The sequence below is a fragment of the Pantoea sp. AG1095 genome, from assembly GCF_003208415.1.
GTDB classification, from domain to species: domain Bacteria; phylum Pseudomonadota; class Gammaproteobacteria; order Enterobacterales; family Enterobacteriaceae; genus Pantoea; species Pantoea leporis.
On record NZ_QKMJ01000002.1, the window covers coordinates 126,411 to 139,826 of the forward strand.

Consider the following 13,416-nt stretch of genomic DNA (forward strand, 5'->3'; position numbering starts at 1 on the left):
AAGGGCCGCCATTTTGGCGACCTCATCACTCACCACGCAAATTATCATCAGGCCGTAACAGCCTGCGGCTGCAATTGCAGCACCCGGAAACCGTGCGTGCCATCGCGATCCAGCTGCGCCACTAAACCGTATTCCCAGTCCAGATACGCCTGCATCACGCCCGCTTCAATATCGGTGCCTTCATATGGGCGGCGATAGCGATCAATGGCCGGGGACAACAGTTGCTGCTCTCCTTGCTCCGTTGGCAAACCCGCTTCGCGCCAGGCAGCGTTACCGCCCTCCAGCACAAACACCGGCTTGCCGGTCAGCTCAGCCACTTGTTGCACCGCATAACCCGCTAGCAGGCTGCTGCCGCAGGTCAGAACATAGCGACGTGCCTCCGGCAACAATGCTTTGCCTTGCTGCTGCAGGGTAGAGCGTAGCAACCAGGCCGCGCCCGGAATATGGCTGTGGAGATGGTTCGCGCGCGTGGTGAAATCCAGTACCTGCGTTTGCCCTTCCTGCAACCATTCCGCTAACTGCTGCGGTGAGATGAATTCAGGTTGAGCGACGGGCGGCACCTGCGCTTTCCAGTTACCGCGTTCACTGAAATCACTGGCCTGCAGCTCCTCCAGCACCGAAACCTGCCAGCCAAGCTGCGCCAGCCAGGATGCGGTCATATTGGCGCGCACGCCGTCATCATCAATCAGCACAATGCGCGCACCGCGCACGCTGGCGTAATGATCGGTCTCCTGCACCAGTTGACCTCCCGGCACATGGCGGCTGCCAGGCAGATGCCCGGCGGCATATTCGTCGGCATCACGCACATCGAACAGATAAGTGGTGCGCGTCTCCTGCTGCCAGCGTTTCAGCGTGGCGAGTGGGATACGTTCCACACCGGCGCGATCGGCGATGATGCGCGCATTGTTCGCCGCCTGACGCTGTGCGGTTTCGCTGGCCTCACCGTAGCGGCGCGACTGGCCTTTATCCAGCGCATGCCCGGCCAGCGTCCAGCCGATGGTACCATTACGCAGTGCGAACACCGGATTGCGAATCCCGGCGTTCACCAGCGATTGCGTACCAATGATACTGCGCGTGCGGCCGGCGCAGTTCACTATCACCGTGGTCTCCGGCGATGGCGCGATGTCACGCACGCGCAGCACCAGTTCACCGCCCGGCACGCTGGTGGCGCCTGGAATACTCATGGTTTGATATTCATCGAAACGACGCGCATCGAGCACTACCACGTTAGCATCGCTGTTAATCAGCTGATGCACCTCGTCCGCAGATAAAGAAGGTGTGTGATTGTGATGCTCAACCAGTTCGCCAAACGCTTTGCTGGGTGAATTCACGTCGATAAACAGTTCGCCGCCCGCCGCTTGCCAGCCGGCCAAATCATCTGCCAGCAGCGCGACATTGCTGTAACCCAGCGCGGCAATCCGTTCGGCAGCGGTTTGCGCCAGGCCTTCGTTACCGTCATACAGCGTGATCGCGGTGGTGCGCTGCGGAATGCGGTCCAGCAGCTCAAGTTCCAGTTTTGACAGTGGAATATTCACGGCAAACAACGGATGCGCGGTGGCAAACAGCGCTTCATCGCGCACATCGACAATCGCCACTTCCTGCTGCTGACGCAGGGCCTCAATAATTTCCGCCGCCTGGCGTAAAGGGAAAACCGGTTTAGTCATGTGAAAGGTCCCAAATGTTCGGTAAGTAACGGTTGCTGTAACCGGAGATAAACGTTTTTTCACTGCCGTCTTCGCGGTAGACCGCGCGTTTGACCGCGCCAATGTTGGCGCCATAAACGTGAATGCTGATGGAGACGCGGTCGTCATAGGCGTTGCTGACGCGATGAATATCGCCTACCGTCGGCGACACCGCTTCAACGCGGCCGGGATCGAGTCGGACTGGCGCGCCTTCCGGCTGCAATCCGTTTGGCCCCGGCTGCCAGGATTGTGAAATCTCTGCGCCGCGCAGCATGCCAATCAGTCCCCATACGCGATGGTCGTGAATCGGCGTTTGCTGGCCTGGCCCCCAGACGAAACTCACCACCGAAAAGCGTTGCTGCGCATCGGCATACAACAAATATTGTTGATAGTGTTCGGGATGAGGTTGTGTAAAGGCGTCGTCCAGCCAGTCGTCGTGGCGAATCAACTCGCCAAGCCACGCGCTGCCACGTTGCAACACCGTGGCCTCCTCCGGCTGCGCATCCAGCAAGTTGGCAAGATTGGCGACAAAATCACGCAGGCGCTGGTGCTGATACTGGCTCATAAGCTTCAGGCGCTCCTTTTCTCGGCGGCTGAGAGCGCATCGACTTTCTCGCGCGTCAGCGGAATCAGCTCGCGACCATATTCCACCGCATCGTTAAGCGGATCGAAGCCGCGAATCAGCACGCTATGAATGCCAAGGCGATAATATTCCAGCAGTGCATCGGAAACTTGCTCCGGCGTTCCCACCAGCGCAGTGGAGTTGTAGCCGCCCTGAACCAGTTTTGCGACACCGGTCCACAGCACTTTATCCAGACGATCGCCTTCATTAGCGGCGGCGAGTAAACGCTGCGCGCCAACGCTCTGCGGCTTTGCCTTACCAAAGGCAAAGCCACTTTCGTTAAGCTGTTTTTCGGCCGTGGCGCGGATGTGCTCCGCACGTTCCCAGGCTTCTTTTTCAGTTGTGCCAAGAATCGGCCGGAACGAGATGTTGAAGTTAATTTCGCGGCCCTGTCTGGCGGCAGCGGCACGCACGTTGCGTACCGTCTCTTCCGCGCCTTTCAGCGGCTCGCCCCACAGCGCAAACACATCGGCATGGCGTGCTGCAACATCAATCGCCTCCTGCGACGATCCGCCAAAATAGATGGGCAGTTTATTCTGCAGCGGTTTGATGGCTGAGAACGCCTGCTCGGCCTGATAAAACTGGCCTTGATGATCGTACGGCTGCGCGGATTCGAGGCTCTGCTTCAATACGGTGAGGAACTCATCGCTACGTGCATAGCGCTCGGCTTTATTGAGGAAGTCACCGTCGCGGCGCTGCTCAGCATCGCTGCCGCCGCTGATGATGTGCACCGCTAAGCGACCGTCGGTGAGGTGATCAAGCGAAGCCAACTTGCGCGCCGCTAGCGTCGGCGAGACAAAGCCGGGACGATGCGCCAGCAAAAATTTCAGCGTCGAGGTGTGCGCCGCCGCGTGCGCGGTGACCAGAAAACCATCCGGCTGATCCGACCAATAGCCCACCAGAATGCGATCAAAACCGGCGTCTTCGTGCGCCCGCGCAAAACGCGCAATGTACTCTTTATCGAACAGCGGGCCGCTAGCCGGAATAATTTCGGAAGCGAGGCGGTGGCCAATCATGCCAAGGAATTGAATGCTCATGCGGTTCTCCTGAAGTGACGTCATGGAGAAAAACTACGGGCGCAGGCGGTGTGAACGGAAATTCAATATTGTGCAAAGGTTTTGCGTTTAACAGTGAAGCGGGTGATAGCGGGGGAAAAGCGGAAGCGACGCGGATTAGAACCGATTGAAATAATTAAGAAGAGAAGGGCGAGCCGCAGCTCGCCCCGTATATCAGAAGGCCAATACCAGACCAGCGATAGCGGCTGACAGCACGCTCACCAGCGTTGAACCGTACAGCAGTTTCAGGCCGAAGCGTGAAACCACGTTACCTTGCTCTTCGTGCAGACCTTTAATCGCGCCCGCCACAATCCCGATAGAGGAGAAGTTAGCAAAGGAGACCAGGAACACAGAAAGAATACCTTCCGAGTGTGGCGACAGCTGACCGGCGATTTTCTGCAGATCCATCATTGCCACGAATTCGTTGGAAACCAGTTTGGTGGCCATGATGCTGCCTACTTGCAGCGCTTCGTGTGAAGGAACACCCATCACCCACGCAAATGGATAGAACACATAGCCCAGCACGCCCTGGAAGCTGATGCCGAAAATCAGGTCGAACAGCGCGTTCAGACCGGTGATCAAGGCGATAAAACCAATCAGCATTGCGGCAACAATCATCGCAACTTTAAAACCGGCGAGGATGTATTCGCCCAGCATTTCGAAGAAGCTCTGGCCTTTATGCAGGTCCTGCAATTGCAGATCTTCTTCGCTATCCACGCGGTACGGGTTAATCAGCGACAGCACAATAAAGGTGCTGAACATGTTCAATACCAGCGCGGCCACCACATATTTTGGCTGCAGCATGGTCATGTAGGCGCCGACAATTGACATCGAAACGGTCGACATGGCAGTCGCTGCCATGGTGTACATACGGCGCTGTGACATTTTGCCAAGGATATCTTTATAGGCGATGAAGTTTTCTGACTGTCCCAAAATCAGAGAGCTCACGGCGTTAAAGGATTCCAGTTTGCCCATACCGTTTACTTTGGACAGCACGGTACCAATGCCGCGAATCACCCACGGCAAGATGCGGAAATGCTGCAAAATACCGATTAACGCAGAGATGAAAATGATGGGGCAAAGCACGTTGAGGAAGAAGAAAGCGAGGCCTTTTTCGCTCATATTGCCAAACACGAAGTTGGTGCCTTCGGCGGCATATTTGAGCAGATGATCGAAGAAACCTGCGAAGCCCTGCACAAAGCCGAGACCGATGGAGGAGTTCAGGAAGAACCAGGCCAGCAGAATTTCGATTACCAGAAGTTGAACGATATAACGAAGACGGATGCTTTTACGATCGTGGCTGACCAGCAAGGCCAGCACCGCTACCACCACTAGTGCTAAAAGAAAATGCAAAACATGGGACATGTCGGCTCCAAATTTGAGGAGGGTTGTATTTTGTTGCGTATTCTATGTAACGCGTTACTTAAAAACGAGATCAAAACCACATTATAAGTATTCGCTATCGCGTTTTTTCTCAGATAAGTCTGACCGCTCACAACCCTATTACAAATTCATCACAAGAAATATCCACAAAAACATTGTCTATAAAATAACCCAAGAGTAGAGTCTTTTGCGTTGCACTTGTTTTTAGCAAGAACTGACTTTACCGCAATGTATAGCAATGGCTATACTTTATAGCACCATCTATTACTACAATAACTATAACCAAATTTCATCTGCCTTGAATGACCCTTAATCTGGACAGGTCAACAAGCATTAGGACAGGGTAAAACTATGCTAGAAAGCCGCACCGCCGAGCGCGCCGCTCGCGGAGCCAGAAAGATCAAACTCGCGCTGCTGGGCCCCGCCTTTATTGCGGCGATTGGCTACATCGATCCCGGCAACTTCGCGACCAACATTCAGGCCGGCGCCGCCTACGGCTACAAGCTGTTATGGGTGGTGGTGTGGGCCAACGTCATGGCGATGCTGATCCAGCTGATGTCCGCCAAGCTGGGCATTGCTACCGGCAAAAATCTTGCAGAACACATCCGCGATCGCTTCCCGCGCCCGGCGGTGTGGTTCTATTGGGTGCAGGCGGAAATCATCGCCATGGCCACCGATCTCGCTGAATTTATCGGCGCGGCGCTCGGCTTCAAGCTATTACTTGGCATTTCCCTGCTGCAGGGTGCGGTGTTAACCGGTATCGCGACCTACCTGATTCTAATGCTGCAAAGTCGCGGGCAGAAGCCGCTGGAACTGGTGATTGGCGGTCTGCTGCTGTTTGTAGCGGCGGCTTATATTGTGGAGCTGTTTTTCTCCCAGCCTAAAGTGAGTGAGCTGGTGGTTGGCATGGCGCTGCCATCGCTGCCAACATCGGATGCGGTATTCCTCGCTGCTGGTGTGTTAGGCGCCACCATTATGCCGCACGTGATTTATCTGCACTCGGCGCTGACGCAGCACGGCAATAAAGGCAGCAAGGCGCAACGTTACAGTTCAACCAAGCTGGATGTGGCTATCGCCATGACCATCGCTGGCTTTGTGAATCTGGCGATGATGGCCACCGCCGCCGCGGCGTTTCACTTTAGCGGTCACTCCAGCATCGTCGATCTCGATCAGGCATACCTAACGCTGCAACCGCTGTTGGGTGAAGCGGCGGCGATTGTGTTCGGTTTGAGTCTGGTGGCTGCCGGTCTCTCCTCAACCGTGGTTGGCACGCTGGCGGGACAAGTGGTGATGCAGGGCTTTATCCGTTTCCACATTCCGCTGTGGTTCCGCCGCACCATCACCATGTTGCCCTCTTTTATAGTAATTTGGGCGGGCTGGGATCCCACGCGCATTCTGGTAATGAGTCAGGTGCTGTTGAGTTTTGGTATCGCGCTGGCGCTGATTCCGCTGCTCTCCTTTACCGGCAACCGCGAATTGATGGGCGATGAGATGGTGAACTCGCGTCTGATGCAGAATGCCGGGCGGCTGATTGTGGTGCTGGTGATCGCGCTCAATCTCTATTTGCTGGTCGGCGAAGCGCTCGGTTGGTAACTGCCAGAGAAAAGAAAAATCCCGCCATTGTGCGGGATTTTTTGTTTAGTGATGATGGTGATCGTGGTGACCTCGACGATCATCATGGCGATGATCGTGGCGGTGATGTTCACGACGTTCACGCTCATGCCAGCGGCGTTCGCGCTCACGTTCATAGGCGCGATGACGTTTCCACTCTTCGTGACGCCACCAGCGATGATCATTGTACTGATAACGATCGTTCCACCAGCGCGGCTCGCGCCAGCGCCCCCCGTCCCAGTAATTACCGTGACGATCGCGATCGCCGAGATGCAGCGTAACGCCCGGACCCAAATTGATGGTGGCGCTGTCGGCTTGTGCTGTGCTGATAGCCAATGGGGATAAGGTTGCCAGCAAGGCGGCAAACAAAATGGCACGTTTCATAACTTCTCCTTTTCAGTAGCTTATAACTGCCACCGTTGCGCTAGTTTGCCACATCGGACCAGGGAAGCCTTGAGAATCAGTCTGAAAACGCTGAGGTAAATCTGAAATGAGAATTTTCTGCTGCGGAAAACGCCCGACCAATGCCGGGCGGGTAAACGTTTACACTAAGATGTTGTGGATAGCGTCGATCTCATCCTGGCTTAGTTCCGGCTGGCTCAACATCTCAACCGCATCATCAATTTGCGCGGTTTTACTGGCGCCAATCAGCACCGAGGTAACACGCGCATCGCGCAGCACCCAGCTCAGCGCCATCTGCGCCAGCTTCTGGCCGCGCTGTTGGGCAATCGCCTGCAGCTGACGCACTTTTTCCATCTTCTCTTGCGTCAGCTGGTTTTCATTCAGGAACTTACTGCCGCTGGCGATGCGCGAGTCTTGTGGAATACCCTGCAAATAGCGGTCGGTTAACACGCCACCCGCCAGCGGCGAGAAGGCGATGCAACCAACGCCGTTGTCGCCCAGCACATCCAGTAAACCCTGCTCAGGCATACGTTCAAACATCGAATAACGCGGCTGGTGGATCAGGCAAGGCGTGCCGAGGTCGCGCAGAATCGCAATCGCTTCGGCAGCTTTGTCTGCCGGATAGTTGGAGATGGCGGCATACAGCGCTTTGCCCTGACGCACCACCTGATCCAGCGCACGCATGGTCTCTTCCAGCGGCGTTTCGGGATCGGGGCGGTGATGATAGAAGATATCAACGTACTCCAATCCCATGCGCTTCAGGCTTTGATCGAGACTGGAAATCAGATACTTGCGCGAACCCCAATCGCCGTATGGGCCGTCCCACATGGTGTAACCGGCTTTAGTTGAAATCACCAGCTCGTCACGCAGTCCCTGAAAATCCTCGCGCAGAATGCGACCAAAGTTGGATTCCGCCGATCCCGGCGGCGGGCCGTAATTATTGGCGAGATCGAAATGGGTAATGCCGCGATCAAAGGCATGGCGCAGCAGTTCACGGCTGTTATCGACGCGCGTACTGTCGCCAAAGTTATGCCACAAACCCAGTGAAATCGCCGGTAACTTCAGGCCGCTACGGCCACTGCGGCGGTATTGCATCTGTTGATAACGTTCGGGATGGGGAAAAGCACTCATGCAGCGTTCCTGTCTCATAGGGGAGAAAGTGACATCAGCATATCAGTGTATGCGTTTACACTAAGGCGAAACGCGCCGAAGATCGCAACTTACAGAATTATCTGTCGTCGTAACGAATGCTTGCCACAAATCACCACGCCACGATGATGAATATCTCGCCAATTCAGCCACATCGCTAATACTCGTGATTATCCCCTTAACAAGGAGCTGTCGATGAAAAACCCGAATGTTGGCGATTATTTACTGCACCGATTACAGCAAGCTGGCATCCGTCATCTGTTCGGCGTGCCCGGCGATTACAACCTGCAATTTCTCGACAGCGTGATTGCGCATCCCGACATTGCCTGGGTTGGCTGTGCCAATGAACTGAATGCGGCGTATGCGGCGGATGGTTACGGGCGCTGCAACGGTGCGGCGGCACTGCTGACCACCTTTGGCGTCGGCGAGCTCAGCGCTATCAACGGCATCGCCGGCAGCTATGCCGAATATGTGCCGGTGATTCATATCGTTGGCGCGCCCGCCAGTCAGGCGCAACAGCAGGGCGATTGTGTGCACCATTCGCTGGGCGACGGCGATTTTGGTCACTTCCTGCGTATGGCGCAGGAAGTAAGTGTGGCATCGGCGGTGCTGACGGCGGAAAACGCAGTGACTGAGATTGATCGCGTTATCAGCGAGGCGCTAACGCAACATCGCCCCGGCTATTTACTGCTGGCGGTGGATGTGGCGGCGGCTGAGATTTCGCTATCAGAGGAAAAAGCCACAGCCGCAGATAACCATCAGCAGGTTGCCGTGGCCTTTGCCGATGCGGCAGAACGCTTGCTGGCACCAGCACAGCGCGTGGCGCTGTTGGCCGATTTCCTGGCCTCACGCTGGCAGTTGCAGCCACAGCTTGAGGTGTTGCGCCAGCTGCGTGCGATTCCTGCCGCCACCTTGTTGATGGGCAAGGGCGTGCTGAACGAGCAGCAGCCGGGCTTCGTCGGTACGTATGCCGCGCAAGGCAGCAGCGATGCGGTGCGTCAGGCCATCGAAGATACCGACGTTACGCTGTGCGTCGGCGTGCGGTTTACCGACACCTTAACCGCCGGCTTCACACAAAATCTGCCCGCCGAGCGCGTGATCGATCTGCAGCCGTTTCAGGCCACGGTCGCTGGCGAGGTGTTTGCGCCGTTGAGCATGCAGCAGGCGCTGGCGGCGCTGACGCCGATTTATCAGCGTCACTGCGCGCACTGGCGGCTGGCAGATGCGCCTGAGTGCGAGGAAAGTGAGCAAATTGCTGCGGCGGTAATCAGTCAGCAGGCATTCTGGCAGGCGATGCAGCGCTTCCTGCAACCCGGTGATATTATCCTTGCCGATCAAGGCACTGCGGCCTTTGGTGCGGCGGCGCTGCGTTTACCGCAGGATGCGCAACTGCTGGTGCAACCGCTGTGGGGATCGATTGGCTATACTTTACCCGCCACTTTTGGTGCGCAAACCGCGCAGCCAGATCGGCGGGTCATCCTGATCATTGGCGATGGCTCTGCGCAGCTGACGATTCAGGAGTTAGGTTCGATGCTGCGCGACGGCCAGCAGCCGATTATCTTCTTGATTAATAACGATGGTTATACCGTTGAGCGCGCGATTCACGGTGCTGAGCAACGTTACAATGATATCGCGCAATGGAACTGGACCGCGCTACCGCAGGCACTGAGCCAGCACTGTGCGGCGCAAAGCTGGCGCGTCAGCGAAACGGTGCAACTCGACGCGGTGATGGAACAATTGATGCGGAATCGACGTCTGTCGCTGGTGGAAGTGGTGATGGACAAACAGGACTTGCCGCCGCTGCTGCGTAAAGTCACCGCCGCACTGCATCAGCGTAATAGTGGCTAAATTTCGGAAAGTTGCCGCTGGGAAGTCGGGCAGGTGATCGGTAGGCTGTGCAGCATCTTTGAATGGATTACGCCCATCGTGCAGGTGGGCGTTGTTGTTTTATTGGCAGGCTTTTATAGTGTCCTGCAATTGTTTATGACCCAAGCGGAGCAGCAGAAGAATGACAACATACGCCCTGGTCGGCGATGTGGGCGGTACCAATGCCCGTCTCGCATTGTGTGAGGTAGAAAACGGCGCTATCTCGCAAGCCCAAACCTTCTCAACATCAGACTACGACAATCTCGAAGCGGTGATTCGCCACTATCTGGACGAGCAAAAACAGGACATTAAGCACGCCTGTATCGCCATTGCCTGTCCGATTACCGGCGATTGGGTGGAGATGACCAACCACGATTGGGCGTTCTCGACCAAAGTGATGAAAGAGCATCTGGCGCTGGAAAGCCTGGAAATCATCAATGATTTCACCGCCGTTTCGATGGCGATTCCGATGCTGAGCGAACAGGAAGTGATTCAGTTTGGCGGTAGAGCGCCGGTTGAAGGCAAGCCTATCGCGATTTATGGTGCGGGTACCGGCCTCGGCGTCAGCCATTTAGTGCACGTGGATAAGCGCTGGATCAGCTTGCCGGGCGAGGGCGGTCACGTTGACTTCGCGCCAAATAGCGAAGAAGAGGGTGAAATTCTCGAAGTGCTGCGCGCGGAGATTGGCCACGTTTCGGCGGAACGCGTGCTGTCCGGTGCCGGTTTGGTTAATCTGTATCGCGCCATCGTGAAGTCAGATGAGCGTGAGCCAGAAAACCTCAAGCCTAAAGATGTCACCGAACGCGCATTAAAAGATACCTGCATCGATTGCCGTCGCGCGCTGTCGTTGTTCTGCGTGATCATGGGCCGTTTTGGCGGCAACCTGGCGCTGAATCTGGGCACCTTCGGCGGCGTTTATATCGCGGGCGGTATTGTGCCGCGCTTCCTCGATTTCTTTAAAGCCTCCGGTTTCCGCGCGGCATTTGAAGATAAAGGTCGCTTCCGCGATTACCTGGTCGATATTCCGGTATATATGATTACTCACGATCAGCCGGGCTTACTCGGCGCCGGTGCGCACCTGCGTCAGGTGTTGGGCCGCGAGCTGTAAACACGCAGGCGAGCGGCATCCGCCGTTCGCCTTATAATCTCATCAACTGCCGAAAGGCTTTCACCTTGCTGCGACTCACCGGCACCTGCGCATCCAAATCACGCAACTTCACCAAATAGGTATTGTTAAACCACGGCTCGATTTCACGAATCTTGCTCAGGTTGACGCAGTAAGAGCGATGGCAGCGGAAGAACTGCTGTTCCGGTAAACGGCTGCAAAACTCACTGATCACCATCGACATCACATAGGCTTCGCGCCGCGTATACACAAACGTCAACTTCTCGTGCGCCTCAACGTAATAAATCTCGTTGATATCGGTGACGATAATGCGTTCATCTTTCACCAGATTGACGGTTTGTGGCGAGCTGGTGGCTGCGTTTTGTGGTTGCAACTGCTGTTGCGCGCTGGCTTCCAGTTTCTGCAGCATGGTCATGATGCGCGACTCATGATACGGCTTGAGAATGTAGTCAAACGCGTCCAGCTCAAACGCTTCAACCGCATGCTCTTTCCACGCGGTGATAAACACAATCAATGGCTTATGAGCAAACTGATTGATGTTTTGCGCCAGCAGCATGCCATCAAGCGAAGGAATGTTGATATCGAGGAAAATCACATCCACACGATGGTTCTGCAGATATTTCAGCACTTCCAGCCCATCATCAAAGCAGGCCTCAACGCTGATTTGGCTATGTTGCTGAATCATCCAGCTTAACTCTTGCTGGGCAAGAAATTCGTCTTCAACGATGATGGCTTTCACGTGGCGGTTTCCGTGGTGGGGCGCAGCGGGGCAGGCAGCCGCTGGCCATTCTTGCTAAGCGTAAAGGCGATTTCCGTGCCGGGATGATGGCGGGTGATGACCAAGCCCTGGCCGGAGAGCAGCTTAACGCGATGATGCACATTCAGCAGACCAATTTTGTTGCCGGGCATCTCGTTTCGCGCCACGCGGCTCATCACATCATCGCTGATGCCATCACCGGTATCGCGCACCGCAACGCGCACCCGATCGCCTAAATCCTTCACGCTCAGCGTCACTACGCCTTTGCCGCGGCAAGGCTGAATGCCGTGCACAATCGCGTTCTCTACCAGCGGCTGAATCAGCAGGCTGGGCAGCGTGAAGTGCAGATCTTCATCCACGTCATAAATCATCGACAGCTTATCGCCGAAACGCGCCTGCTCAATCGCGATGTAATCCTTCACCTGCCACAACTCTTTCTTGATATCGATAAGCTCGTCATCGTTGAGTTCGAGGTTGTAACGCAGATAACGTGACAAATTGATCACCAACTGGCGCGCGGTGTCCGGATTAAGGCGAATCGAAGAGGAAATAGCATTCAGGGCGTTAAACAGGAAATGCGGGTTAATTTTGCTCTGCAGTGCGCGCAATTCTGCCTTGTTCGCCATCTCACGCAGCTGTTCAGCCCGCGAGACTTCCAACTGGGTGGAGATGATTTGCGACAGCCCAATCGCCATCTCTTTCAGCGACCCGGTGATGCGATGCGCTCGGCGATAATAGATTTTTAGCGTGCCTGTCACTTCCCCTTTTTCCCAAAGGGGAATAACCAGCATCGAGTGAATATCTTTGGTGCGATGCGCCTCGTCGTTGTTCTTAATAATGATTTTACCGCTGGCGATCGCCTGCGCGGTGGTCGGGCTGATGGCATCATCGCCGTTGTGATAGTTCTGCTCGCCGTAACCGACATAGGCGAGAATCTGTTTGTTATTGGTGATGGCGACCGCATCGGCGTGAATGTCGGTGCGGATGATATCGCACACTTTATGCAGCGACTGGCTATCAACCTGGCGAAACAGCGGCAATGTTTTGTTGGCGATCTCCAGCGCAAGCTTGGCCTGACGCGCCGCAATCGCCTCTTTTTCACCTTCGACGCTCTGCACCAGCAGCACGATTAAACCGATGCTCGATGCGCCCAAAATCATCGGCAGCGCAATCTCGGACACAATCGCCAGTCCCAGCGTCATTGGCTTGGCCCACAGCACAATCAGCAGCATGGTCAGGCTTTCGCACAACATACCGCCGAGAATACCGGCGCGCCAGCGCTGCTCTTTATTCACCCGGCGGTTGATCACGCCCGAAGCGATGCCAGCAATGATGCTGGTGATCAGGCAAGGCACCGCCGTGACGCCATCCATATCAATCAGATAGCGATGTAAACCGGCAATCACGCCGGTGGCGATGCCCACCCACGGACCAAACAGAATGCCGCCGGACATCACCGCAATCACGCGCACATTGAGCAGAGATCCGTCGACGTTAATGCCTGACCAGGTGCTGAACAGCGCAAACAGCGAGAATATTGCCGTCACCACCAGTTTTTCTCGCACCGAATGCTCATCTTTTTGCAACAGCTGACGAAACACCCGCGTGCGCGTGAGGAAGAACAGACAGATCAGCATCAGCGCCGCGCGGTCAAAAACCGCCAGCAGCATGTCGAAGTGGGAAGGCAAGGGCATCTCTCAGGCAAGAAACGGGAGGCTATGATAAAAAATGTGGTCACGATCCGCCAGCGCCACGGCAATCTG

General features: G+C 55.6%; 11 protein-coding genes. 3 read left to right on the forward strand and 8 right to left on the reverse strand.

Features of this window, described 5'->3' with window-relative positions:
- Positions 1–47: 47 nt before the first annotated feature.
- The 4 genes from DEU53_RS07210 to DEU53_RS07225 form a co-directional block, all read right to left on the reverse strand.
- Entirely contained in the window at positions 48–1,664 is a 1,617-nt protein-coding gene (locus DEU53_RS07210; RefSeq protein WP_110866525.1) for a rhodanese homology domain-containing protein, read from the reverse strand.
- Positions 1,657–2,247: a cysteine dioxygenase gene (locus DEU53_RS07215; RefSeq protein ID WP_101763589.1), complete on the reverse strand. Its 591-nt coding sequence runs from the start codon at positions 2,245–2,247 to the stop codon at positions 1,657–1,659. The genes DEU53_RS07210 and DEU53_RS07215 overlap by 8 nt, the downstream gene beginning before the upstream one ends.
- Before the next feature lie 5 nt (positions 2,248–2,252).
- Positions 2,253–3,341, reverse strand: a complete 1,089-nt coding sequence (locus DEU53_RS07220; RefSeq protein WP_110866526.1) for an LLM class flavin-dependent oxidoreductase — start codon at positions 3,339–3,341, stop codon at positions 2,253–2,255.
- A gap of 192 nt (positions 3,342–3,533) precedes the next feature.
- The gene (locus DEU53_RS07225) at positions 3,534–4,724 is read right to left on the reverse strand and encodes a NupC/NupG family nucleoside CNT transporter (protein WP_101763591.1); all 1,191 of its coding nucleotides are present in this window, start codon (positions 4,722–4,724) and stop codon (positions 3,534–3,536) included.
- Between the two features lie 369 nt (positions 4,725–5,093).
- Between DEU53_RS07225 and DEU53_RS07230 the strand changes: the two genes are divergently transcribed.
- Positions 5,094–6,335, forward strand: coding sequence for an Nramp family divalent metal transporter (locus tag DEU53_RS07230; RefSeq protein WP_008101352.1), 1,242 nt, complete (start codon positions 5,094–5,096; stop codon positions 6,333–6,335).
- 45 nt (positions 6,336–6,380) lie between these two features.
- On the opposite strand, the gene DEU53_RS07235 is transcribed toward DEU53_RS07230, so the two are convergent.
- On the reverse strand, positions 6,381–6,737 hold the full coding sequence (locus DEU53_RS07235) for a DUF2502 domain-containing protein (RefSeq protein ID WP_101763592.1): 357 nt from the start codon (positions 6,735–6,737) through the stop codon (positions 6,381–6,383).
- Between the two features lie 159 nt (positions 6,738–6,896).
- Complete coding sequence (mgrA, locus tag DEU53_RS07240) at positions 6,897–7,886, reverse strand: L-glyceraldehyde 3-phosphate reductase (protein WP_110866527.1); 990 nt, start codon at positions 7,884–7,886, stop codon at positions 6,897–6,899.
- Positions 7,887–8,099: 213 nt separating this feature from the next.
- On the opposite strand from mgrA, the gene DEU53_RS07245 reads away from it, so the two are divergent.
- Together DEU53_RS07245 and glk are read left to right on the forward strand one after the other, a co-directional pair.
- The gene (locus tag DEU53_RS07245) at positions 8,100–9,752 is read left to right on the forward strand and encodes an alpha-keto acid decarboxylase family protein (RefSeq protein ID WP_110866528.1); all 1,653 of its coding nucleotides are present in this window, start codon (positions 8,100–8,102) and stop codon (positions 9,750–9,752) included.
- 160 nt (positions 9,753–9,912) lie between these two features.
- Entirely contained in the window at positions 9,913–10,878 is a 966-nt protein-coding gene (gene glk / locus DEU53_RS07250) for a glucokinase (protein WP_101763595.1), read from the forward strand.
- A 31-nt stretch (positions 10,879–10,909) separates the two neighbouring features.
- On the opposite strand, the gene DEU53_RS07255 is transcribed toward glk, so the two are convergent.
- Together DEU53_RS07255 and DEU53_RS07260 are read right to left on the reverse strand one after the other, a co-directional pair.
- Positions 10,910–11,635 (reverse strand): LytTR family DNA-binding domain-containing protein, encoded by a 726-nt coding sequence (locus tag DEU53_RS07255; RefSeq protein ID WP_101763596.1) that lies wholly within the window; start codon positions 11,633–11,635, stop codon positions 10,910–10,912.
- The gene (locus DEU53_RS07260; RefSeq protein ID WP_110866529.1) at positions 11,632–13,323 is read right to left on the reverse strand and encodes a sensor histidine kinase; all 1,692 of its coding nucleotides are present in this window, start codon (positions 13,321–13,323) and stop codon (positions 11,632–11,634) included. Before DEU53_RS07260 ends, DEU53_RS07255 begins: the two co-directional genes overlap by 4 nt.
- Between the last annotated feature and the right edge of the window lie 93 nt (positions 13,324–13,416).

Bases quoted from the DNA above. Each gene is read 5' to 3' on its own strand.
- DEU53_RS07210 (WP_110866525.1), bottom strand. From the start codon at position 1,664: ATGACTAAACCGGTTTTCCCTTTACGCCAGGCGGCGGAAATTATTGAG.
- DEU53_RS07215 (WP_101763589.1), bottom strand. From the start codon at position 2,247: ATGAGCCAGTATCAGCACCAGCGCCTGCGTGATTTTGTCGCCAATCTT.
- DEU53_RS07220 (WP_110866526.1), bottom strand. From the start codon at position 3,341: ATGAGCATTCAATTCCTTGGCATGATTGGCCACCGCCTCGCTTCCGAA.
- DEU53_RS07225 (WP_101763591.1), bottom strand. From the start codon at position 4,724: ATGTCCCATGTTTTGCATTTTCTTTTAGCACTAGTGGTGGTAGCGGTG.
- DEU53_RS07230 (WP_008101352.1), top strand. From the start codon at position 5,094: ATGCTAGAAAGCCGCACCGCCGAGCGCGCCGCTCGCGGAGCCAGAAAG.
- DEU53_RS07235 (WP_101763592.1), bottom strand. From the start codon at position 6,737: ATGAAACGTGCCATTTTGTTTGCCGCCTTGCTGGCAACCTTATCCCCA.
- mgrA (WP_110866527.1), bottom strand. From the start codon at position 7,886: ATGAGTGCTTTTCCCCATCCCGAACGTTATCAACAGATGCAATACCGC.
- DEU53_RS07245 (WP_110866528.1), top strand. From the start codon at position 8,100: ATGAAAAACCCGAATGTTGGCGATTATTTACTGCACCGATTACAGCAA.
- glk (WP_101763595.1), top strand. From the start codon at position 9,913: ATGACAACATACGCCCTGGTCGGCGATGTGGGCGGTACCAATGCCCGT.
- DEU53_RS07260 (WP_110866529.1), bottom strand. From the start codon at position 13,323: ATGCTGCTGGCGGTTTTTGACCGCGCGGCGCTGATGCTGATCTGTCTG.